This window comes from Streptomyces sp. CB09001, assembly GCF_003369795.1.
Classification (GTDB): domain Bacteria; phylum Actinomycetota; class Actinomycetes; order Streptomycetales; family Streptomycetaceae; genus Streptomyces.
The window spans coordinates 3,620,657-3,641,859 of the sequence record NZ_CP026730.1 but is presented as its reverse complement, the minus strand read 5'-3'; the positions used below and the strand labels follow the sequence as shown (position 1 = coordinate 3,641,859).

Sequence of the window (21,203 nt, the reverse complement as noted above, 5' to 3'; positions counted from 1 at the left end):
GGCCTAGTACGAGAAGGCCATCGGCTTGTCGGCGTCACGGAGATCGCCGCCGATCTTCGTGGGCGGGTTGAGGTCGGCCTCGGTCAGCTCGGGCGGTCCGGCCTTCACGTACTTCGCCAGGAGCTTGACCTCGATGACGGCCAGGACGGCGTACAGCAGGGTGAAGACGGACATCGAGATGATGACCTCGGCAGTGGAGACACCGGGGGAGACGGCGTCCCGGGTCTGCATCACGCCGTAGACCACCCAGGGCTGCCGGCCCATCTCCGTGAAGATCCAGCCCCAGGAGTTGGCGATCAGCGGGAACGCCATCGTCCACAGCGCCAGCAGCCAGTACATCCGGGAGAGTTTCGCCCCGAGCGGCTTCCTCAGCAGCACCAGGTGCGGGACCTCGTCCTCCCCGGTACGCAGGGCCGGTGGCAGCAGGAAACGCTTCCGCGTCAGCCACAGGCCCAGCAGGCCGAGGGAGAAGGACGCCATGCCGAAGCCGATCATCCAGCGGAAGCCCCAGTAGGCGACGGGGACGATGGGCTTGTAGTCACCGGGCCCGAACTGCTCCTGGAGGGCCTTGTTGGTGTCGTTGATACCGGGCACGTAGGACTCGAAGTCGCTGTGGGCGAGGAAGGAGAGCAGTCCGGGGATCTCCAGGGCGACCTTGTTGTGTCCCTTGTCCACGTCCCCGTAGGCGAAGACCGAGAACGGTGCGGGCTTCTCGCCGTCCCACAGGGCCTCGGCGGCGGCCATCTTCATGGGCTGCTGCTCGTACATGACCTTGCCGAGGGTGTCGCCGCTGACCGCGGTGAGCAGGCCGCCGACCGCCAGGGTCACCAGGCCGAGCCGGAGCGAGGTCCGCATCACCGGGATGTGCTTCTTGCGCATCAGGTGGAAGGCGGCGATGCCGACCATGAAGGCGCCGCCCGTGAGGAAGGCCGCCGAGAAGCTGTGGAAGACCTGGTTGAGGGTGGTGTTCTGGGTGAGGACCTGCCAGAAGTCGGTGAGTTCGGCGCGGCCCTTCTCCTCGTTGATCCGGTAGCCGACGGGGTGCTGCATCCAGGAGTTGGCCGCGAGGATGAAGTAGGCCGACAGCAGGGTGCCGATCGAGACCATCCAGATGCAGGCCAGGTGGATCTTCTTGGGCAGCTTGTCCCAGCCGAAGATCCACAGGCCGATGAAGGTGGACTCGAAGAAGAAGGCGATCAGCGCCTCGAAGGCGAGCGGGGCACCGAAGACGTCACCGACGAAGCGGGAGTAGTCGGACCAGTTCATGCCGAACTGGAACTCCTGCACGATGCCGGTGACGACACCCATCGCGATGTTGATCAGGAAGAGCTTCCCCCAGAACTTCGTCGCCCTGAGGTACTTCTCCTTCTCCGTGCGGACCCAGGCGGTCTGCAGTCCGGCCGTGAGGGCGGCCAGCGAGATCGTCAGCGGGACGAACAGGAAGTGGTAGACGGTCGTGATGCCGAACTGCCATCGCGCCAGCGTCTCCGGCGCCAGAGCCAGGTCCACGTGGTCACTCTCCTCACATCGCCACACCGCCGTGGTCAGCGGCAGTTTGAGCGTGTTTGTCACACCCAGCGCGGGCGCAATCGGGACACGCTTGTGAACGCGTTCACATTCACAAGCAATTATGACCTACTGCTTTTCGACACCGGAAGGGGGGTCCCCTGTGACGTCAACCCCTCCGCCGGAACTTCAACAAACCGTTGAATTAGAGGGAGGGTGACGGCCTCGCGGCATGCGCAAGCGCGGGACGGCACCTGCCGTCCCGCGCTTCGTCGTCCCGACCCGTGCGGGGCTACAGCTCCTTGCGGAACTCCTCCGACACCTTCAGGAAGATGTCGTTCGCCTCGCTCTCCCCGACCGTCACGCGCACGCCCTCGCCCGCGAAGGGGCGGACGACCACGCCGGCCTGCTCACAGGCGTTCGCGAAGGCGAGCGTGCGCTCCCCCAGCCGCAGCCAGACGAAGTTGGCCTGGGTCTCCGGCACCGTCCAGCCCTGCGCGCGCAGCGCGTCGGCCACCCGCGTGCGCTCGCACACCAGGGAGCCGACCCGGCCGATCAGCTCGTCCTCCGCGCGCAGCGAGGCGATCGCCGCCTCCTGCGCGATCTGGCTGACCCCGAAGGGCACCGCCGTCTTGCGCAGCGCCGCCGCCACCGGCTCGTGGGCGATCGCGAACCCGACCCGCAGTCCCGCCAGGCCGTAGGCCTTGGAGAAGGTGCGCAGAACGCAGACGTTGGACCGCTCACGGTAGAACTCGACGCCGTCCGGAACCTCGGCGTCCCGGATGAACTCGCGGTAGGCCTCGTCCAGGACCACCAGCACGTCGCTCGGCACCCGGTCCAGGAACCGCTCCAGCTCGGCCCGCCGCACCACCGTGCCCGTGGGGTTGTTGGGGTTGCAGACGAAGATCAGGCGGGTGCGGTCGGTGATCGCGTCCGCCATGGCGTCCAGGTCGTGCACCTCGTCCGGCGTCAGCGGCACCTGCACGGACCTCGCGCCGCTGATCTGCGTGATGATCGGGTACGCCTCGAAGGAGCGCCAGGCGTAGATCACCTCGTCGCCGGGGCCCGAGGTCGCCTGGATCAGCTGCTGGGCCACACCGACCGAGCCGGTGCCGGTGGCCAGGTGGGCCAGGGGCACCCCGAAGCGGTCGGACAGCTCGGCCATCAGCGACGTGCAGGCCATGTCCGGGTAGCGGTTGAAGGAGGAAGCGGCGGCCGTCACCGTCTCCATCACTCCCGGCAGCGGCGGGTACGGGTTCTCGTTGGAGGACAGCTTGTAGGCCACCGGGCCGTCGGCCGCGGCGGGCTTGCCCGGCTTGTAGGTGGGAATCCCCTCCAGCTCGGCGCGCAGCTTGGGGCTCGTCTCGCTCACCGCAGTCCTCCTCGTGACCAGCACCGGCATCGAATACTTCTCACCTTATGAGGATTCACCGCCGCTGCGTATAGGCGGGAGAGACGGGAGAGGTGGGAGCAGACCTCGTTCGTCACACTGGCATCAGGGGCATCAGTGCACGAAGGCGCACGATTCGGGGGGCGCGCCGCACATATATCTACGCGCCGGTGGCTCGCGCCGTGGCGCGCATCCCTCGTGCAGGTGAGTTGAGACCTCTTCGCAACATCCGCCACCCCGCAGGCCCTCACTGGTCAACGCGCCAGGTAATGGGGTGGATGGGCTCAACTGGCTTACTTTCCAAGGCCGTTAAGCATTAATGATCTTGCAGAAACGTGACTGTCAACGCGTGCATATGCGTCCGCACTACCCCACCCCATGAGCCCTACTATCGGCTCGCCATGACAGCAGCAGGGAAGCACCAGGTGAGCCGCGCGGAAACCTCACGTCGAGGCAGTCGGCCGGGTCGGGCAGGCATCAGGGACGTGGCCGCCGCCGCCGGAGTATCCATCACTACCGTCTCCGACGCCCTCAACGGCAAGGGCCGACTCCCGGATGCCACCCGGCGCCATGTGCGCGAGGTCGCCGACCGACTGGGCTACCGGCCCTCGGCGGCCGCCCGCACACTCCGCACCGGCAAGTCCGGACTCATCGGCCTGACCGTGACGACGTACGGGGATGAACCTTTCACCTTCACCGAGTTCGCGTACTTCGCCGAGATGGCGCGCGCCGCCACGTCCGCCGCGCTCGCCCGCGGCTACGCCCTCGTCATCCTCCCGGCGACGTCCCGTCACGACGTGTGGTCCAACGTCGCGCTCGACGGCACGGTCGTCATCGACCCCTCGGACCACGACCCGGTCGTCAGCGAACTCGTCCGCCAGGGCCTGCCCGTCGTCTCCGACGGTCGCCCGGCCGGCTCACTGCCGGTCACCGCCTGGGTGGACAACGACCACGAGGCGGCCGTACTCGGCATCCTCGACCACCTCGCCGACGCGGGCGCCCGCAGGATCGGCCTGCTCACCGGTACCACGACCGACACGTACACCCATCTGTCGACCACCGCCTACCTGCGCTGGTGCGAGCGCGTCGGCCAGGACCCGGTCTACGAGGCCTACCCCGCGCACGACCCGTGCGCCGGCGCGGTCGCCGCCGACCGGCTGCTCGCCCGCCCCGACCGGCCCGACGCCGTATACGGGCTGTTCGATCCGAACGGCACCGACCTGCTCGCCGCCGCCCGCCGCTACGGCCTGCGCGTTCCCGAGGACCTGTTGCTGGTCTGCTGCAGCGAGTCCACCGTGTACGCCAGCACCGAGCCGCCCATCACCACCCTCTCGTTGAAGCCCCGCCGCATCGGCACCGCCGTGATCCAGGTCCTCATCGACGCGATCGAGGGGCTGCACTCCGACCAGCCGGTCGAGCAGGTCATACCGACCGAACTGATCGTGCGTACCTCGTCGCAGCGGCGCCCGCCGCGTACGACGGTCAGCCCACCGCGGTCGCCGGAGGGCGAGTAGGGGTCGTCCGGCACCCCCGGGACGCCGGATGCGGGACCGGGTCGCGGCCGTACGCACGACCCGGCCGACGCCCCCTGGAGCCCGGCAGCGCACCGCACGGCGGCGCGTCCCGGTCGCGGCGGGAAGCACGGTGGAACGGCGAAGCACGACGAAGAGCGGCGAGCTGCCCCGAAGAACGACGAAGAACGACGACGCGGAACGACGGCGAAACAGGGCGGCGAGGGCCACACCCGGCACGTCCGGAACACGGCAGAACCACGGCCGGGCCACGGTCGCGGGCGGGCGAAGCCGGGCCCAATCAGGGCGAAAGCCGCAGCGAACCGGAGTCCTGGCCTGATTCACCACCCCTGGGTCATCACACAGCGCGATCCGCATTCCTATGATGGGCCCACACACCGCGGGCCGCTGCGACCAGGCAGTCCGAAGCGGTGCAGATGCGGCGCGATGGTGGAGGGGTCGATGACTCAGGGGGCCGGTCAGGGACCCGAGGTGGAGCGGACGGCGACGGTGCGCGACTTCCGGGTACCCGCGTACGTCCACGAGACCGCTCCGTACGCTGCCCCCGGCACGCACACGGGCGAGTCCGCGCCTCCCTCCGAGGAGGAGCTCGAGGAGGCCCTTCCCGAGGGCTACACGCCCACGCAGCGCGATCTGCCCGTCATCCGTCGGGGTGACACGGTTCAGGTCACCGTCGAGCCGGCACCGGCGGCGGTGCAGCAGCCCGCCACCGGGCAGGGCCCCCTGTTCGTCGTCGGCGACGTGCACGGCTACCTGGACGAGCTGCTGGCCGCCCTGCGGGAGAAGGGCCTCGTCGACGACGCCGGCCAGTGGTGCGCGGGCACCTCCCGGCTGTGGTTCCTCGGCGACTTCACCGACCGCGGCCCGGACGGCATCGGCGTCATCGACCTGGTGATGCGGCTGTCCGCCGAGGCCGCCGCGGCCGGCGGCTACTGCAAGGCGCTGATGGGCAACCACGAGCTGCTGCTGCTCGGCGCCAAGCGCTTCGGCGACACGCCCGTCAACTCCGGGGCGGGCACCGCCACCTTCCAGGCCGCCTGGCTGCTGAACGGCGGCCAGAAGACCGACATGGACCGCCTGCAGGACCACCACCTGCAGTGGATGGCCCGCCTCGACGCCATGGAGGAGGTCGACGACCACCTCCTGGTCCACTCGGACGCCACGACCTACCTCGACTACGGCCGCTCCATCGAAGAGGTCAACGACACCGTCCGCGAGACGCTCACGCGCAACGACGCGGAGGAGGTGTGGGACCTGTTCCGCAAGTTCACCAAGCGCTTCTCCTTCCGCGACGAGGGCGGCGCCGACGCCGTGCGCTCACTGCTTGATACGTACGGCGGCACCCGGATCGTTCACGGTCACAGCCCCATCCCCTACCTGCTGGGCGAAGTCGGCTCCGAGGACGGCGAGGACGACACCCGCACCGTGGTCGAGGGACCGCACGTCTACGCGGAGGGCCTGGCCATCGCGATGGACGGCGGCGTGACCATGGCCGGAAAGCTGCTGGTCCAACAGCTTCCCTTGGACGTCTGACCGTTCACCGGACGGCTTTCGCGGGGGTACCGTTCGTACAGACCGGCACCCAATTTCTGGAAACCCCCTGTCACCGTCCGCCGTCACCGCTCTACCATCGGCTTATCCGTAGCAGGCTCCCCTCCGTTTCTGCCCGACGGCTCGTTGGCATGCGAGCCCCAAGCCCTACGGAGCATCGGGGGATGCACATGAACAGCGTTCCGCAGCACCTGCCGAGCGAGGACCGCCAAGAGTACGAGCGGATCCTCGACGAGGCGCTGCGCTCCGCACCACACCGCCCGGAGCTGGCCGCCGTCGGTCAGCGGCTCAACTCCGAACAACTGCGCACCATGGCACTCAACGCCACCGCCCTCATCACGGCGGCGGCCACGACCGAGTACCAGCACTACGTGAAGGTCCGCGAGGAACTGCGCCACCCGGCGCCCTCGGCACCGTCGCCCGCCACGCGCGAGTCAGGCTCCCAGGAGCAGGCCACCGGCGCGGGGGGACTGGCCGCCACCATGGGCGAGATGGCCGAGGCGACCGGTGCGGGGGCCGTCGCCGTCGTAGCCGTCCTGGCGCCGGTCCTGGCCGGCACGGCCGCGGCGATATTCCTGCTGGTCGGCTATCTCCTGAAGATGCTCGACCCGGGGCAGACCTTCGCCCAGACCATGCTCACCACGGGATGGGTGTTCGGCGCCGTGACCGCGGTGGCGATCCTCGTCGCCGCCGTGGGGCTACTGCTCACCGCACTGCGCAACCGCCCCTCGGCCGAGTCCGGCTTCTACAGCGCACGCGACGAGGAGGTGGCCCGAGCCAGGGACGCCTGGCACGAGGCCCTGCTGGAACGCGGCATACTGCCCTTCCTCCGGGAGGCGCTCAGCGACCCGGGCACGGCGGCACTGCGCCGCACCGCACCGGCCGCCCCGGGCAGCAGTCGTATGCCGCACCTGGGCTACGGCCGCCCCGGGTTCACCAGCCCCGACGGCGGGCCCGACGCGGGCCCGCGGCCGAGCTACTCGAGCCCGGACTACAGCAGCCCGGACTTCGGGGGCCCGGAACACCGGCCCGAATAGCCACCGGCACGGGCGGGCAGCGGTTCAGAGGATGCCCGCCCGGCCGGCGGCAGTGATCCAGGACGGGAACTCGGACAGCAGACGGTCGTACAGCTCCGGGTCCGGTACGGTGCCGATGTCGTCGACGGCGAAGAAGCCGACGTTGTCGACGCGACGGCCCGGCAGGGTGTCGAACCGCTCCAGCACCCCGTAGTTGGAGCGCCCGAGCCCGACGAACTGCCAGAAGACAGGCTCCTCCACGGCTTCCCGCAGCTCCCGCTCGATCTCGGCGTTGCGGTAGACACCGCCGTCGGAGAAGAACAGCACCAGCGTCGGGACCGGTGCCGGATCGGCCCGGACGAAGGCACGGACCTCGGCGATCACCTTCTGCTCCTCGTTCTGGATGCCGACCGCCCGCATGTCGACCTGATCGGGGTGCAGGCCCTTCTTCCTGCCCCGCCGGAACAGGCTGATCTCCCCCACCCGCACGTGCAGCCGCAGCCACTCGGGCAGCTCGCCCAGGCGCAGGTCGGGCAGGCGGGCCGGATGGGAGGCGAAGGTCCAGGCCTGCATCTCCCCGTCGTCGTCCAACTGCGCGGCGACGGCGGCCATCCGCTCCACGACGTCCGCTACGACGCCCTTGGAATAGAGGAAGGACATGGACCCGGAGGCGTCCAGTACGAGGACGACGCGCGCGGTGATCCCGGCCGCCCCGTGCTTGCTCAGGCTGACCGCGACCTGCTCCTTGCGCAGGGACAACCGCTTGCGCATGTCCACGGGCAGGCGCTCCTCGCCCTTGGTGAGCCGGGGGCCGGTGGCGGCCGGCGCCGGGGCCGAGGCCGGTGGCGGCGGCGGTACGGCCGTCGTCGGCCGGGCGGGCACCGGAGGAGCCGTCGGCGGGACGGTGGCCGGGGTGGCGGGCCCCGTCGGGGGAGCCTCGTCGTCGACGGTGATGCCGAAGTCGGTCGCCAGCCCCGCGAGCCCGGAGGCGTAGCCCTGCCCGACCGCACGGAATTTCCACGCCCCCTGGCGCCGGTACAACTCGCCGCCGACCAGCGCGGTCTCCGTACCGGCCGTGATGTCGAACCGGGCCAGTTCGGTACCGCTCGTGGCGTCCAGCAGCCGCAGCGACAGCCCCGGGACCCGGCCGAAGGTGCCGCCGTCCGCCGAGGCGCACAGGACGATGCGTTCGACCGCCGACTCGACCGCACTCAGATCCACTTCGACGGCATCGGTCGTGACACCCGCCTCCGTGCCGGGGCCGACCCGCTTGCCCAGGTGGCCCACCGCGCCGGACGTGTGACGGGGTTGGTTGTAGAAGACGAAGTCACCGTCGTCCCGCACCCGTCCGGCCGAGGTGAGCAGCAGGGCGGAGGCGTCGACCTCGGGGACGCCCGGTCCCGGGGACCACACGAGTTCGGCGCGCACCGCGGGGGAGTCGACGGCGACGTTGGCACCCTTGCTCAGGGAGGTGGCTGTCATGCGCCCAGTCTGCCGAGCAGGGCCCCTCCGCGGGGAGAGGGCCGACCCTGCGGCCTGTCCCCCTCCCCACGCGGGTGCACTCAGTCCGCGATCGGCAGGTACACGCGGTTGCCCGCCGCCGCGAACTCCTTCGACTTCTGCGCCATGCCCTCCTCGATCTCGCCCTTGCTGCCCCCGTGCTCCCGGCGAATGTCCTGCGAGATCTTCATCGAGCAGAACTTGGGCCCGCACATGGAACAGAAGTGAGCGGTCTTGGCGGGCTCGGCCGGCAGTGTCTCGTCGTGGAACTCCCGGGCCGTGTCCGGGTCGAGGGCCAGGTTGAACTGGTCCTCCCACCGGAACTCGAACCGGGCGTCCGACAGCGCGTCGTCCCACTCCTGTGCACCTGGGTGACCCTTGGCGAGGTCGGCGGCATGGGCGGCGATCTTGTAGGTGATGACGCCGGTCTTGACGTCGTCACGGTTGGGCAGGCCCAGGTGTTCCTTGGGCGTGACGTAGCAGAGCATGGCCGTGCCCCACCAGGCGATCATCGCGGCACCGATGCCGGAGGTGATGTGGTCGTACGCCGGCGCGACGTCCGTCGTCAGCGGGCCGAGCGTATAGAACGGAGCTTCATCGCAGATCTCCTGCTGAAGGTCGATGTTCTCCTTGATCTTGTGCATCGGGACATGTCCCGGGCCCTCGATCATGGTCTGTACGTTGCAACGCTTGGCGATCCGGTTGAGTTCCCCGAGCGTGCGCAACTCGGCGAACTGCGCCTCGTCGTTGGCGTCCGCGATCGACCCCGGACGCAGACCGTCGCCGAGGGAGTAGGTGACGTCGTAGGCGGCGAGGATCTCGCAGAGTTCCTCGAAGTTCTCGTAGAGGAACGACTCCTTGTGGTGCGCCAGGCACCACGCCGCCATGATCGATCCGCCGCGCGAGACGATGCCGGTCTTGCGGTTCGCGGTCAGGGGGACGTACGGCAGGCGCACGCCCGCGTGGACCGTCATGTAGTCCACACCCTGCTCGGCCTGTTCGATGACGGTGTCCTTGTAGATCTCCCAGGTCAGCTCCTCGGCACGGCCGTCGACCTTCTCCAGGGCCTGGTAGAGCGGCACGGTTCCGATGGGAACGGGGGAGTTGCGCAGGACCCACTCGCGGGTGGTGTGGATGTTGCGGCCGGTGGAGAGGTCCATGACCGTGTCCGCACCCCACCGGGTCGCCCAGGTCATCTTGTCCACCTCCTCCTCGATGGAGGACGTCACGGCCGAGTTGCCGATGTTGGCGTTGACCTTCACCAGGAACCGCTTGCCGATGATCATCGGCTCGATCTCGGGGTGGTTGACGTTGGCGGGCAGCACGGCACGTCCCGCGGCGATCTCCTCGCGGACCACCTCCGGGGAGACGTTCTCCCGGACGGCCACGTACTCCATCTCCGGCGTGATCTCGCCCCGTCGCGCGTAGGCGAGCTGCGTGACCGCGCTGCCGTCCCGGCCCCGGCGCGGCTGGCGCGGGCGTCCGGGGAAGACGGCATCGAGGTTGCGCAGGCCGCCGCGCGGCGAGGTGTGCTTGAGTCCGTCGTCCTCGGGACGGACGGGACGGCCCGCGTACTCCTCGGTGTCGCCGCGAGCGATGATCCAGTTCTCCCGCAGTGGCGCCAGTCCCCTGCGGACATCGGTGTCGACGAGTGGATCCGTGTACGGGCCCGAGGTGTCGTACAGCGTGACCGACTGCCCGTTGGTGAGGTGCACCTGACGGACCGGCACCCGCAGATCGGGGCGCGATCCCTCGACGTACGCCTTGTGCCAGCCGATGGACTTTCCGGCCTCCGTGGTCTCCGCGGTGTCCTCCTGTGCGGAGTCCTGCGTGGAGTCCTGCGTCGAGTGCTGTGCGGTGCTCTGTGCGGAGGCAGGCGTGCGTGCGTCCTTGATGGTCATGAGACCTACTCCCTACGCCGGCATTACCCGGTAACAGGTTCGGCGGTCGACGCAGCGGCTTCCGTCTGTCGACGCTTCGTGGGATACGTCACTCGACTTCGGTGACGTTTCCCGTGAAACATCGCTGGAACGGAGGTCAGCGCCCTCTCAGCCCGGTGCTCCGAGCTCCCGCGTGTACAAAGGTGCCTCCACGCTAGCCCCCATTCGGGCGCGGTGAACAGAGGGCCCCCCTCGTTCTTGCGATGATCGGGCGGTGACCACACCGCAGCATCCCTCCTTCCCGCCGCGCCGGCCCCGCCGGGGACCGAACGCCGAAGAGGGCGACGGCCGGGCAGCCGGCCACGTCCCCGGCGTCGCTGACGACGTGAACGCCGGCAGACATGAGGCGGGTTACGGGCACGATGCGGACCATGGACACGGCGCGGGCGGTGGACACGGCGCGGGCGGCGGGCACGGCGCGGGCGACGGACACGGCGGCGGGCACGGGCACTCGCACGGGCACGGACCGGCGGCTCCCGTCTCCCGGCATCTGCGGAAGGTCATCGCCGCGATCCTGATCCCCTTCACCGCGGCCGTACTGGTCGGGTTGGCGGTGCTGTGGCCGGGCGGCGCACCGCCGCACGAGCGCACCGGCGTCGGCTTCGACCGGCAGACGCAGCAGGCCACGGTCACCAAGGTGGTCGAACTGAGCTGCCAGTCCGTCAACGCCTCGGGCGGTGTCCCGACCGGCGACACATCCACCGCCGAGGGTTCCTCCGCGGTGCAGCAGGCGAAGGGCGACTGCAAACGGGCGACCATCCGCGTCGACACCGGCGACGACAAGGGCCGCACGTTCGACGAGATCGTGCAGCCGGACCAGTCACGGCAGTTGCACGAGGGGCAGGAGGTGGTGGTCGCCTACGAGCCCTCCGCGCCGAAGGACCTGCAGTACTCGGTGACCGACATCAACCGCAGGCTCCCCCTGGCCCTGCTCGCCGGCATCTTCGCCCTCGCCGTCGTGGTCGTCGGACGACTGCGCGGACTCATGGCGCTGGTTTCGCTGGCCATCAGCTTCCTGCTGCTGAACTTCTTCATCCTGCCCGCCATCCTGCAGGGCTCGAACCCCCTGGTCGTGGCGGTGATCGGGTCCAGCGCCATCATGCTGATCGCGTTGTACCTGTGCCACGGACTGTCGGCCCGCACCTCCGTGGCGGTGCTCGGCACCCTGATCTCGCTGCTGCTGATCGGCGTGCTCGGGTCGCTCTTCATCGGCTGGGCCGCGCTCACCGGCAACACGGACGACAACACCGGCCTCATCCACGGCCTGTACCCGTCCATCGACATGAGTGGTCTGCTGCTCGCCGGGGTCATCATCGGTTCGCTCGGTGTCCTCGACGACGTGACGGTCACCCAGACCTCGGCGGTGTGGGAACTGCACGAGGCCAACCCGACGATGGGCTGGCGCGGTCTGTACCGCGCGGGCATCCGCATCGGCCGCGACCACATCGCCTCGGTCGTGAACACGCTCGTCCTCGCCTACGCGGGCGCGGCGCTGCCCCTGCTGCTGCTGTTCTCGATCGCGCAGAGCGGTGTCGGGACCGTCGCCAACAGCGAGCTGGTCGCGGAGGAGATCGTGCGGACGCTGGTCGGCTCGATCGGGCTGGTGGCCTCCGTGCCGGTCACCACGGCCCTGGCCGCCCTGGTCGTGTCGGCGGACCGGCCGGCCGAACGACCGGCCCGGGCGGCGACGGCGGGTGGCGGGGCCAGTGCCCCGGCCCGTGGCGGGCGGGGCCGTCGCCGCAAGCGCTGACGCGTCCGGCGAAGCGTTACGCCACCACCGCCTGGCTGCCGGAACGGTTCAGCCCGCGCTCTGTTCCTCCGCCAGGATGCGGTCCAGGGCCTCGTCGAGGTGGCTGTCGAAGTCGGCGAGCGCACCCTCCTGGCCCAGCGGCACCAGCTTGTCGGTGCGGTCGAGGAAGGCCACCAGGGGCGCGGCGGAGGAACGGAACAGTGCCTGGTCGCTGCCGACCTGAAGGCGGATCAGCACCTCGGCCAGCGGCTCGGGCTCCACCGGTGCGATGCGTACGTCACCGTCGCCGCAGGGCCGGCCCACCCCGTCGACCAGCAGCTCCCGGCCGAAGGCCCAGGTCACCGGCGCGTCTCCGGGCAGATGGAAGGTCAGGCGTACGGCATAGGGATCCCGGGTCTCGTAGCGCAGTTCCACCGGGATGCGGAAAGAGAGCTCCTCGGACACGAGAAAGCTCATCATGACCTCTGCCTGTACGGACTCGCCCATTCGCCTACCCCGTCATTCGCCGTCGACTGTCCGGGAATCAAACCTCTAACACTGGTGGCATCTTGCTCAACGTACACACCAGATCACAAGGAGTGAGTTTTCAGATACTGATAGAGAGCGCGAGGGACCCCAGACGCCTCCCCACCTCGTTCTGCAGCCGCTGAGCCGCGGGGAGCAAACGGTCCGCCTGATGGAGGGGCAGTGAGATGGCCATCGTGGCGGCCGTGGTGCCGACGGTGATCGGGATCGCCGCGCAGACCGTCCCCAGCGCGTACTCCTGGCGCTCGGTCACCGGCGTCATCCGGCGCATGCGTTCCAGTCGCTTCAGGAGACTGTGGCCGTCACGCACCGTGTACGGAGTGAGGGGCTGCACCGGGTAGCGGTGCAGGTGGTCGCGGCGCGCGTCCTCGTCCAGCTGGGACAGCAGGCACTGTCCGATGGCGTGTGCGTGTCCCGTCTCCCGGAAGTCCGCCCACTCCTCGACCGCCGGATTGCCCGGGGTGTCGGAGACGCACATGACCTCGATCTCGCCGTCCCGGTACATGGCGTAGTACACGGGAACGCCGATCGCGTCGCGCCAGCGCGCCATGGTGTCCACCACCGTGCTGCGACGTTTCTGCTCGGCCCCGCTGCTGCTCAGCCGCTCGGCGGCCTCACCGAGGAAGAACAGTCCCTTCTCCCGGCGCAGATAGCCCTCGTGCACCAGGGTGCGCAGCAGGTGGTACGCCGTGGGCAAGGCCAGCCCCGTCTCGCGGGCCAGCTGTTTGGCGGGGGCTCCGTACTCGTGCTCCGCGACGCGCTCGAGCAGGCGCATCGCCCGCTGCACGGAGCCGATCAGAGTGGCGGACGGCGGGTCGGCGGAGGCCGGCGCGGGGGGTGTCCGAGGCGTCGAGCAGGGCTGCACGGGAGGGGCGTGCAGCTGAGCGAATGCGGTGTCAGCCGTGGCCAAGGGTCACTCCCGGAACGCGAGGTGGCAGCCCGTGCGGGGAACACGAGTGGGGGTGTACGCCGTTCGCGGAGTCACCCCCGCGTGGAGTTCCGGACTCTAACCGTCGGTCACCGCTCACCGACGCCCCGTCCGGGAAACTTCCCTCGCCCGAGGGAACCGGTGGTTCCTGTTACCGCCACCGGTGTCCCACCTCTCTCACCAGTCGCTGCGCGACGACGAGCTCGACATGAACTTGCGTACGACGTAGATCAGTCCGCCGACGAGCGCGACGAAGACCAGCAGCTTGAACAGCAGTCCGACCACGAACCCGACCACGCTGGCGATCAGCCCGCCGAACACGACCAGGGCGATGACCGGCACCGCGATCCACTTCACCCACCACGGCAGTCCCGTGAAGATCTCTCGCATCGCCCTTGCCTCACCTTTCGGGGAGCCCCAGGGAGTCTGGGGAATCCTCTGATGTCCTGCACTCGATGCTAGAGCCGCGAGCGCCATGGCGGGGGCCCCGCACCCCTTGTCTCCCCCTGACCGATCCCCTAGGGAACCCCGGCGTCGCGCGTCAGCTCTCCGGCGGAGAGAACACCACCAGAACCCGCAGGTCCTCGCTGATGTGATGGAACTTGTGGGCGACCCCGGCCGGAACGTAGACCACACTGCCCCGGGCGACCTGGGTGGTCTCCATGCCCACGGTGATCGCGGCCCGCCCGCTCACCACGAAGTACACCTCGTCCTGCGCGTGCGGCTTCTGCGGGTCGGTCGTGCCCGCGTCGAGGGCGTACAGACCGACCGACATGTTCCGCTCCCGCAGGAACTGCAGGTAGGCACCGTCGTTGGCGGCGCGCTCCGCCTCCAGTTCGTCCAGCCGGAATGCCTTCATCGCCTCGTCCGCCCCTGCCTCGCCGTTCGTGTCCGATCGCGTCTGCCACGATCAGACACATGAAGAATTTCCTAGTCAAGACGATCGCCAACGCCGGCGCCCTCGCCGTCGCCGTGTGGCTGCTGGACAAGATCACCCTGTCCGGGGGCAGCACCGGGGAGAAGGCCCTCACGCTGATCGTGGTCGCCCTGGTGTTCGGCCTGGTCAACATGGTCGTGAAGCCGATCGTGCAGGTGCTGACCTTCCCGCTGTTCATCCTGACCCTCGGCCTGTTCACGCTGGTGGTCAACGCGCTGATGCTGCTGCTCACGTCGTGGGTGGCCGACAAGCTCGACCTGAGCTTCCACGTGGACGGGTTCTGGACCGCCGTACTGGGCGGCCTGATCATCTCGATCGTCTCCTGGGCCCTCAACGCCTTCCTGCCCGACGGGGACTGATCCCGATGACCTACCGCGTCTGTTTCGTGTGCACGGGCAACATCTGCCGTTCCCCGATGGCCGAGGCGGTCTTCCACGCGCGCGTGGCGGACGTCGGGCTCGGCGACCGGGTCGAGGCCGACAGCGCCGGCACCGGCGGCTGGCACGAGGGCGAGGGGGCCGACCCGCGCACCGTGGCCGTGCTGGCGGAGCACGGGTACGCCCTCGATCACACGGCCCGGCAGTTCCAGCAGTCCTGGTTCTCCCGTCTCGACCTGGTCGTCGCCCTCGACGCCGGTCACCTGAGGGCGCTGCGGCGTCTCGCCCCCACGGAGCGGGACGCGGCCAAGGTGCGTCTGCTGCGGTCGTACGACCCCGCGGCCAGGGGCGATGACCTGGACGTCCCGGACCCGTACTACGGGGGCCGGGACGGCTTCGAGGAATGCCTTGAGATGGTGGAGGCGGCGAGCACCGGACTGCTCGCCGCGGTACGCGAGCAAGTGGAAGGACGGGCGGCATGAGTGATTCCGCTACGAACGACGGCTCCGGTGGGAGCGCGGAGAGATCCGCCACCGGCACCGGTGACGGCACGCGCGCGGTGCGGGCCGGGCTGCCCGAACCGGTCAAACACGAGCCCACCCTGCCCGGCCCGGTGTTCGCCGCCCATTTCCACCTGCCGGGCGACCCGACCGGGCCGTACACCTACGGCCGCGACGAGAATCCGACCTGGACCCATCTCGAGCGCGCCATCGGCGAGCTGGAGGCTCCGGGACGGTCCGACGCGGAGACCATCGTCTTCGCCTCGGGCATGGCCGCGATCTCCGCCGTGCTCTTCTCGCAGCTGCGCGCCGGCGACACGGCCGTCCTGCCCGACGACGGCTACCAGGCGCTGCCTCTGGTCCGTGCGCAGCTGGAGGCGTACGGCATCGAGGTGCGCACCGCGCCGACCGGCCGGGACGCCCAGCTCGACGTCCTGGACGGGGCGAAGCTGCTGTGGATCGAGACGCCGTCGAACCCCGGCCTCGACGTGTGCGACGTACGGCGGCTCGTCGAGGCGGCGCACGCGGGCGGTGCCCTGGTCGCCGTCGACAACACCCTCGCCACACCGCTCGGGCAGCGCCCGCTGGAGCTCGGCGCGGACTTCTCGGTGGCCAGCGGAACCAAGCAGCTCACCGGCCACGGAGACGTCCTGCTGGGCTACGTGGCCGGCCGCGACACCGGAGCGATGGCCGCCGTTCGGCGCTGGCGCAAGATCGTCGGTGCGATTCCCGGCCCCATGGAGGCCTGGCTCGCCCACCGCTCGATCGCCACCCTCCAGCTGCGCGTGGACCGGCAGGACGCCACCGCGCTCAAGGTGGCCGAAGCCCTCCGGACGCGGTCCGAGATCACCGGCCTGCGGTACCCCGGACTGCCCGACGACCCGTCCCACAAGGTCGCCTCGCAGCAGATGCTGCGCTACGGCTGTGTCGTCTCCTTCACGCTGCCCTCGCGCGCGCGTGCCGATCGTTTCCTCGACGCGCTGCGCCTCGTCGAGGGCGCGACGAGCTTCGGCGGGGTGCGATCCACCGCGGAGCGGCGCGGGCGATGGGGCGGCGACGCGGTGCCGGAGGGCTTCATCCGGCTCTCCGTCGGCGCGGAGGACCCCGACGACCTGGTGGCGGATCTGCTGCGTGCGCTGGACGAAACGACGGAATGACGTCGGCTCAATGACGTCGGCGGACGTCGACGGACGGTCCGAGCCTCCCCCCTCGTGGCTCGGACCGTCCTCCGGTTCCGCGCGCGAAGAACCGCGCGCACAAGGCTAGTTGACTCAGTGTCAGTGTCCAATCACGGTAGCGACAGCGACCTATCGACTTATTTATAGTTGGGCACGGGCGGGGGCTGGAGAAGAACAGAAGAGGGGACGGGTTTTCCGTGGATCTGGCCTTGCTCCGCACGTTCGTCACCGTGCACCGGTCCGGTTCCTTCACCCGCGCGGCCGCTCTGCTCGGCCTCTCGCAGCCCGCCGTCACCTCGCAGATCCGCACGCTGGAGCGTCAGCTCGGCCGCCCGCTGTTCCTTCGACAGGCCCGCGGCGTGACCCCGACGACCATCGGCGACGAACTCGCCCACAAGGCCGCACCGCATCTCGACGCCCTGGTGGAGATCGCCGAGACCGGACTGGAGGACGACTCCTCCCTGCGGACCCTGCACCTGGCCGGACCGCCCGAGTTCACCGCCGAACGGGCACTGCCCGCGCTCGGCGAACTCACCGGCGAGGACGGCCAGGCCTTCGCCCTGCGCGCCTCGTTCGGGAACGCCGAGGAGACCCTGGAGGGCCTGGCCGCCGGGCATCACGATCTGGCCATCGGAACGGCTCGTCCACGCGGGGCGCTGCTCACCGCGACTCCGCTCTGCGACGAAGTGCACGTCCTGGTCGCCACGCCGCACTGGGCGGAGCGCGCGGGCGTCGAAGAAGCACGCGACACCGATGCTCCCGCCCTGAAACACGTCCCCGTGGTCGAAGTGCACGAGTCACTGCCCTTTGTCTCCCGTTACTGGGCCTCCGTCTTCGACTCCCGTCCGGCCGCCCCGGCCACGGTCGTCGCCCCCGACCTGCGTGCAGTTCTCGCCTGCGCGGTCGCGGGCGCCGGGCTGGCCGTCCTGCCCCGCTATCTGTGCGCGGAGGCGCTGGAGCGCGGTGACGTCGTCGCCCTGCACGATCCGCCGGTGCCGCCGCTGCGGACATACTTCCTGGTGGTGCGCGCCGGCACGGTGGCGGTGCCGCGCATCGCCCGGGCCCACGAGTGGCTGCTGCGCGCGGCAGCCGACTGGAACTGAGCCGGCGGACTCACGAACCGGTCGCGCGCCACGATGTTTCACGTGGAACCAGCCGGGCCACATTTCTCCCATGACCGTCCGACCCGTGGTCAAGCGCACCGCTCGCGCCGTCCTGCTGGACGGCGGCCACCTGATCCTGATCAAGCGGACCAAGCCCGGCGTCGACCCCTACTGGGTCACTCCCGGCGGCGGGGTCGAGCCGGACGACACCACCGTCGTGGACGCCCTGCACCGCGAGGTGTACGAGGAACTCGGCGCCAAGATCAGCGACGTGGTGCCCTGCTTCGTCGACACCGTCGAGCACATCGGCGAGGACGGCGGCGCGACCGGCGTGAAGGTGCAGCACTTCTTCGTCTGTCACCTGGAATCCATGGATCCGTCCCTGCGTCACGGTCCCGAGGTCGACGAGCCGGCCGGTGAGTACGAGATCGTCAGAGTGCCCTTCACCCGGGTCGGGATCGCCTCCGTCCACCTCGTGCCGTTGTCCCTGCGGCACTACCTGGACGGCAACATCGAAGGTGTACGTGCTCTGCACGCCCCCGACCTCGGCTGAACCGACTTGGCCGAAAGCTCGCAGGTTCCACCGGAAAGAGGTGGACGCGGGAGGCCGCCGTCGGACAGCCTGACCTGCGTGCCGACACCTTTCCTCGCCTCTGCTCCGATCCGCCGTCTGACGCTGCGCGATCTCACCGCCTGCGCCGACCTGTCCGAGGACCGGGGGTGGCCGCGCGAGGAGCACAAGTGGGGGTTCCTCCTCACGGCCGGACAGGGGTACGGCATCGACGACCCCGGCGGCGGTCTGGTCGCCGCCTGCACCGTCACCGAGTACGGACCGCAGGAACGCCCCTCGCTCGCCGCCATCGGCATGGTGCTGGTCGCCGAGCGGCACGCCCGTCAGGGCGTCGGACGCCGTCTGATGCGGCACATCGTCTCCGGGCTGGGCACCCTTCCGCTGACCCTGCACGCGACGCCGTACGGCCGGCCGCTCTACGAGGAGCTCGGTTTCAAGGTGACGGGCGGGGCGGAGATGGTGCGGGGCCGTTTCGTCCCGGGCGGGCCGGAATCGAAGACCGCCACCCGCGCGGCCACCGCCGAGGACCTCGCCGCCGTCCTCCGGCTCGACGAGGAGGTCTTCGGTGCGGACCGCACCCCCATCCTCACGCGGCTGCCGGCCTTCGCCGACCAGTTGCGCGTCGCCGAGGAGGGCGGCCGGATCATCGGATACGCCGCGGCCTGGCCGAACATGGACACCCACGTGGTGGGCCCACTGATCGCCCGTGACACCGAGACGGCCAAGGCTCTGATCGGCTCGCTCGCCGCCCGCACCGACCGACCGCTGCGCACGGACATCGACGTACGGCACCAGGAGCTGCTGGAGTGGGTGAGGGAGCGAGGCCTCTCCTCGGTCGCCCCCAACGCGGTCATGACCTACGGGATCACCGAGCTGCCCGGGGACTGGACCCGGCGCTTCGCGCCGCTGACGGTGGCGGCGGGCTGACTCCGGCGGGTGGGGCCTCCAAAACGACGCGACCGGTTCCCGGGTCTCTCGGGAACCGGCGGTCGGGTCGGCGGCCGCGCCGCCGACCGCTGGACGGCTGTTGCCGTCGCACGAGGGTCAGGCGAGCGCCCGTGCGGCGGCCGAGGCGAAGCCGTGGTCCTGGTCGGGCGCGCCGCCGCCCACACCGATCGCTCCGATCAGCCGGCCGTCGCGGTGCAGGGGCACGCCGCCCGCGAGGAACAGCAGCGGCCGGTCGAGGGCGGTGGGCAGGGTGTGGAAGAGGCCTCCGGGCTGCACGGCGTCGACCAGGTCAGCGGTGGGAGCGTTCAGCTGGAGCGCCGTGTAGGCCTTGCGCGTGCTGGTCTCCCCGGAGATCAGCACGGCCCGGTCGTCGCGCCGGAAGGCGAGCAGGTGCCCCCCGGCGTCGAGGACGGTGACGCTGACGGTGACACCGGCCGCCTCGGCCGCGCGGTGGGCCGCGGTGACGAGCGCTTCGGCGTCCTGGATCGTCAGCGGGGTGACAGTGGTGGTGCTCATGGGTCCTTCTCCTTGGCTGTGCCGAGCGGTGCGGTGCCTCGGTGGTCGTCGAGGCGGTGGTGGTGTGGGGACGGCCCTGGCCCCGTGTCCCGGGGGCCGGGGTGGGTGGCTCAGTGGTGGACGACGGCTGCCTGCTGCTCGGTGGAGGACACGGACCCCGCGACGACCGTGCCGCGAGCGCTCCCGCGCCGTTCCAGGGCGGCCAAGAGGACGGCGAGGACCAGCGCGGCGGCGGCGAGCACGGCGCCGACCCAGTTGGGGGCGGTGTATCCGAAGCCGGCCGCGATCACGACCCCGCCCAGCCATGCGGAGAGGGCGTTGCCGAGGTTGAAGGCGCCGATGTTCACCGCGGAGGCCAGCGTCGGGGCGCCGTGCGCGTGGTCCAGGACGCGCTTCTGCAGCGGAGGGACGGTGGCGAAGCCCAGGGCCCCGATCAGGACGATGGTCACGGCGGACGCGATCTTGTCGTGCGCGGTGAGGGTGAAGAGGGCGAGTACGACGGACAGGGCGCCCAGGGAGATGTACAGCATGGGCATCAAGGCGCGGTCGGCGAACCGGCCGCCGACGAGGTTGCCGCCGACCATGCCGAGGCCGAAGAGGACCAGCAGCCAGGTGACCGAGCCGTCGGCGAAGCCCGCGACATGGGTCATCATCGGCGCGATGTAGGTGATCGCCGCGAAGACCCCGCCGAATCCGAGAACGGTCATCGCCATCGCGAGCAGGACCTGCACGTTCTTGAAAGCGGCCATTTCGTGGCGCAGCCGCACGCCCTCGGCCCTGGGCACGTCGGGGACCAGCTTGGCGACTCCGGCCAGGCCGACGACTCCGAGCGCGGCGACGACGGCGAAGGTGACGCGCCAGCCGACGGACTGCCCGATCAGCGTGCCCAGCGGGACGCCGACGACATTGGCGACGGTCAGTCCGGTGAACATCATCGCGATGGCGCCGGCCTTCTTGTGCGGAGCGACCAGGCCGGCCGCCACGACCGATCCGATGCCGAAGAAGGCGCCATGGGCGAGCGAGGCGACCACGCGGCCGATCAGCATGACCGAGAAGGCGGGGGCGAGGGCGGAGAGCAGGTTGCCGACGATGAACAGGCCCATCAGCAGCATCAGCATCCGCTTGCGCGGAACCCTGGTGCCGAGCACGGTCATCAGCGGGGCGCCGAACATCACACCGAGCGCGTATCCGGTCACCAGGTAGCCGGCGGTGGGGATGGAGACCCCGTAGTCGCTCGCGACCTCGGGCAGCAAGCCCATGATCACGAACTCGGTCGTTCCTATCCCGAAGGCCCCGATCGCGAGGGCCAGAAGCGCGAGAGGCATGGAGGAGTACACCTTCCCAAACGATTGCAGGAGCGCTTTGCGTTCGCTCACAATAATTGCACACGCGGGCAATATGCAAGCGCCGACAATCGCGCGACTGGTCTACCCTG

20 protein-coding genes and 1 riboswitch are annotated in these 21,203 nt (G+C 70.0%); of the genes, 10 read left to right on the top strand and 10 right to left on the bottom strand.

Annotated features, from left to right (window positions below):
* Positions 1-3 precede the first annotated feature (3 nt).
* Positions 4-1,509 (bottom strand): cytochrome ubiquinol oxidase subunit I, encoded by a 1,506-nt coding sequence (locus C4J65_RS16750; protein WP_115743131.1) that lies wholly within the window; start codon positions 1,507-1,509, stop codon positions 4-6.
* Positions 1,510-1,798: 289 nt separating this feature from the next.
* The gene (hisC, locus tag C4J65_RS16745) at positions 1,799-2,878 is read right to left on the bottom strand and encodes a histidinol-phosphate transaminase (RefSeq protein WP_115743130.1); all 1,080 of its coding nucleotides are present in this window, start codon (positions 2,876-2,878) and stop codon (positions 1,799-1,801) included.
* A gap of 419 nt (positions 2,879-3,297) precedes the next feature.
* Here hisC and C4J65_RS16740 point away from each other — a divergent pair, with 419 nt between their 5' ends.
* The 3 genes from C4J65_RS16740 (at position 3,298) to C4J65_RS16725 (ending at position 7,016) form a co-directional block, all read left to right on the top strand.
* Entirely contained in the window at positions 3,298-4,410 is a 1,113-nt protein-coding gene (locus C4J65_RS16740; protein WP_003975000.1) for a LacI family DNA-binding transcriptional regulator, read from the top strand.
* Between the two features lie 444 nt (positions 4,411-4,854).
* Complete coding sequence (gene sppA, locus C4J65_RS16730) at positions 4,855-5,961, top strand: Ser/Thr/Tyr protein phosphatase SppA (RefSeq protein ID WP_115743129.1); 1,107 nt, start codon at positions 4,855-4,857, stop codon at positions 5,959-5,961.
* Positions 5,962-6,143: 182 nt separating this feature from the next.
* Complete coding sequence (locus C4J65_RS16725) at positions 6,144-7,016, top strand: hypothetical protein (RefSeq protein WP_115743128.1); 873 nt, start codon at positions 6,144-6,146, stop codon at positions 7,014-7,016.
* 24 nt (positions 7,017-7,040) lie between these two features.
* Here C4J65_RS16725 and C4J65_RS16720 read toward each other — a convergent pair whose 3' ends face one another.
* Both C4J65_RS16720 and thiC read right to left on the bottom strand, forming a co-directional pair.
* Entirely contained in the window at positions 7,041-8,477 is a 1,437-nt protein-coding gene (locus C4J65_RS16720) for a VWA domain-containing protein (protein WP_115743127.1), read from the bottom strand.
* 80 nt (positions 8,478-8,557) lie between these two features.
* On the bottom strand, positions 8,558-10,396 hold the full coding sequence (gene thiC, locus C4J65_RS16715) for a phosphomethylpyrimidine synthase ThiC (RefSeq protein WP_115743126.1): 1,839 nt from the start codon (positions 10,394-10,396) through the stop codon (positions 8,558-8,560).
* A riboswitch (TPP riboswitch) is annotated at positions 10,389-10,578 on the bottom strand. It overlaps the preceding gene by 8 nt.
* A 71-nt stretch (positions 10,579-10,649) precedes the next feature.
* Here thiC and C4J65_RS16710 point away from each other — a divergent pair.
* Positions 10,650-12,185, top strand: coding sequence for a YibE/F family protein (locus C4J65_RS16710; protein WP_115743125.1), 1,536 nt, complete (start codon positions 10,650-10,652; stop codon positions 12,183-12,185).
* Between the two features lie 48 nt (positions 12,186-12,233).
* Here C4J65_RS16710 and C4J65_RS16705 read toward each other — a convergent pair whose 3' ends face one another.
* The 4 genes from C4J65_RS16705 to C4J65_RS16690 form a co-directional block, all read right to left on the bottom strand.
* Positions 12,234-12,671, bottom strand: coding sequence for an SsgA family sporulation/cell division regulator (locus tag C4J65_RS16705; RefSeq protein ID WP_003975006.1), 438 nt, complete (start codon positions 12,669-12,671; stop codon positions 12,234-12,236).
* Positions 12,672-12,771: 100 nt separating this feature from the next.
* Complete coding sequence (locus tag C4J65_RS16700) at positions 12,772-13,497, bottom strand: IclR family transcriptional regulator C-terminal domain-containing protein (RefSeq protein ID WP_115743124.1); 726 nt, start codon at positions 13,495-13,497, stop codon at positions 12,772-12,774.
* 318 nt (positions 13,498-13,815) lie between these two features.
* Entirely contained in the window at positions 13,816-14,028 is a 213-nt protein-coding gene (locus C4J65_RS16695) for a DUF5326 family protein (protein WP_003975008.1), read from the bottom strand.
* A gap of 151 nt (positions 14,029-14,179) precedes the next feature.
* Positions 14,180-14,497, bottom strand: coding sequence for a cupin domain-containing protein (locus C4J65_RS16690; RefSeq protein WP_003975009.1), 318 nt, complete (start codon positions 14,495-14,497; stop codon positions 14,180-14,182).
* A 59-nt stretch (positions 14,498-14,556) separates the two neighbouring features.
* Between C4J65_RS16690 and C4J65_RS16685 the strand changes: the two genes are divergently transcribed.
* The 6 genes from C4J65_RS16685 (at position 14,557) to C4J65_RS16660 (ending at position 19,231) form a co-directional block, all read left to right on the top strand.
* Positions 14,557-14,934: a phage holin family protein gene (locus tag C4J65_RS16685; RefSeq protein WP_115743123.1), complete on the top strand. Its 378-nt coding sequence runs from the start codon at positions 14,557-14,559 to the stop codon at positions 14,932-14,934.
* Positions 14,935-14,939: 5 nt separating this feature from the next.
* Positions 14,940-15,434, top strand: coding sequence for a low molecular weight protein-tyrosine-phosphatase (locus tag C4J65_RS16680; RefSeq protein WP_115743122.1), 495 nt, complete (start codon positions 14,940-14,942; stop codon positions 15,432-15,434).
* Positions 15,431-16,609 (top strand): cystathionine gamma-lyase, encoded by a 1,179-nt coding sequence (locus C4J65_RS16675; RefSeq protein ID WP_115743121.1) that lies wholly within the window; start codon positions 15,431-15,433, stop codon positions 16,607-16,609. Before C4J65_RS16680 ends, C4J65_RS16675 begins: the two co-directional genes overlap by 4 nt.
* 218 nt (positions 16,610-16,827) lie before the next feature.
* Positions 16,828-17,733, top strand: coding sequence for a LysR family transcriptional regulator (locus C4J65_RS16670; protein ID WP_115743120.1), 906 nt, complete (start codon positions 16,828-16,830; stop codon positions 17,731-17,733).
* A gap of 70 nt (positions 17,734-17,803) precedes the next feature.
* Positions 17,804-18,286: an NUDIX hydrolase gene (locus tag C4J65_RS16665; protein WP_115743119.1), complete on the top strand. Its 483-nt coding sequence runs from the start codon at positions 17,804-17,806 to the stop codon at positions 18,284-18,286.
* 78 nt (positions 18,287-18,364) lie between these two features.
* Positions 18,365-19,231, top strand: a complete 867-nt coding sequence (locus C4J65_RS16660; RefSeq protein ID WP_115743118.1) for a GNAT family N-acetyltransferase — start codon at positions 18,365-18,367, stop codon at positions 19,229-19,231.
* Between the two features lie 117 nt (positions 19,232-19,348).
* On the opposite strand, the gene C4J65_RS16655 is transcribed toward C4J65_RS16660, so the two are convergent.
* Together C4J65_RS16655 and C4J65_RS16650 are read right to left on the bottom strand one after the other, a co-directional pair.
* Entirely contained in the window at positions 19,349-19,768 is a 420-nt protein-coding gene (locus C4J65_RS16655; RefSeq protein ID WP_115743117.1) for a heme-binding protein, read from the bottom strand.
* 110 nt (positions 19,769-19,878) lie between these two features.
* Positions 19,879-21,093 carry an MFS transporter gene (locus C4J65_RS16650; RefSeq protein ID WP_115743116.1) on the bottom strand — a complete coding sequence of 405 codons (1,215 nt, stop codon included), beginning with the start codon at positions 21,091-21,093 and terminating at the stop codon, positions 19,879-19,881.
* Between the last annotated feature and the right edge of the window lie 110 nt (positions 21,094-21,203).

Excerpts from the sequence above, each read along its gene's own strand:
- sppA (WP_115743129.1), top strand. The coding sequence starts at position 4,855 with ATGGTGGAGGGGTCGATGACTCAGGGGGCCGGTCAGGGACCCGAGGTG.
- C4J65_RS16680 (WP_115743122.1), top strand. The coding sequence starts at position 14,940 with ATGACCTACCGCGTCTGTTTCGTGTGCACGGGCAACATCTGCCGTTCC.
- C4J65_RS16675 (WP_115743121.1), top strand. The coding sequence starts at position 15,431 with ATGAGTGATTCCGCTACGAACGACGGCTCCGGTGGGAGCGCGGAGAGA.
- C4J65_RS16685 (WP_115743123.1), top strand. The coding sequence starts at position 14,557 with ATGAAGAATTTCCTAGTCAAGACGATCGCCAACGCCGGCGCCCTCGCC.
- C4J65_RS16655 (WP_115743117.1), bottom strand. The coding sequence starts at position 19,768 with ATGAGCACCACCACTGTCACCCCGCTGACGATCCAGGACGCCGAAGCG.
- C4J65_RS16650 (WP_115743116.1), bottom strand. The coding sequence starts at position 21,093 with ATGCCTCTCGCGCTTCTGGCCCTCGCGATCGGGGCCTTCGGGATAGGA.
- C4J65_RS16690 (WP_003975009.1), bottom strand. The coding sequence starts at position 14,497 with ATGAAGGCATTCCGGCTGGACGAACTGGAGGCGGAGCGCGCCGCCAAC.
- C4J65_RS16725 (WP_115743128.1), top strand. The coding sequence starts at position 6,144 with ATGCACATGAACAGCGTTCCGCAGCACCTGCCGAGCGAGGACCGCCAA.
- C4J65_RS16740 (WP_003975000.1), top strand. The coding sequence starts at position 3,298 with ATGACAGCAGCAGGGAAGCACCAGGTGAGCCGCGCGGAAACCTCACGT.
- C4J65_RS16665 (WP_115743119.1), top strand. The coding sequence starts at position 17,804 with ATGACCGTCCGACCCGTGGTCAAGCGCACCGCTCGCGCCGTCCTGCTG.
- C4J65_RS16705 (WP_003975006.1), bottom strand. The coding sequence starts at position 12,671 with ATGGGCGAGTCCGTACAGGCAGAGGTCATGATGAGCTTTCTCGTGTCC.
- thiC (WP_115743126.1), bottom strand. The coding sequence starts at position 10,396 with ATGACCATCAAGGACGCACGCACGCCTGCCTCCGCACAGAGCACCGCA.
- C4J65_RS16720 (WP_115743127.1), bottom strand. The coding sequence starts at position 8,477 with ATGACAGCCACCTCCCTGAGCAAGGGTGCCAACGTCGCCGTCGACTCC.
- C4J65_RS16695 (WP_003975008.1), bottom strand. The coding sequence starts at position 14,028 with ATGCGAGAGATCTTCACGGGACTGCCGTGGTGGGTGAAGTGGATCGCG.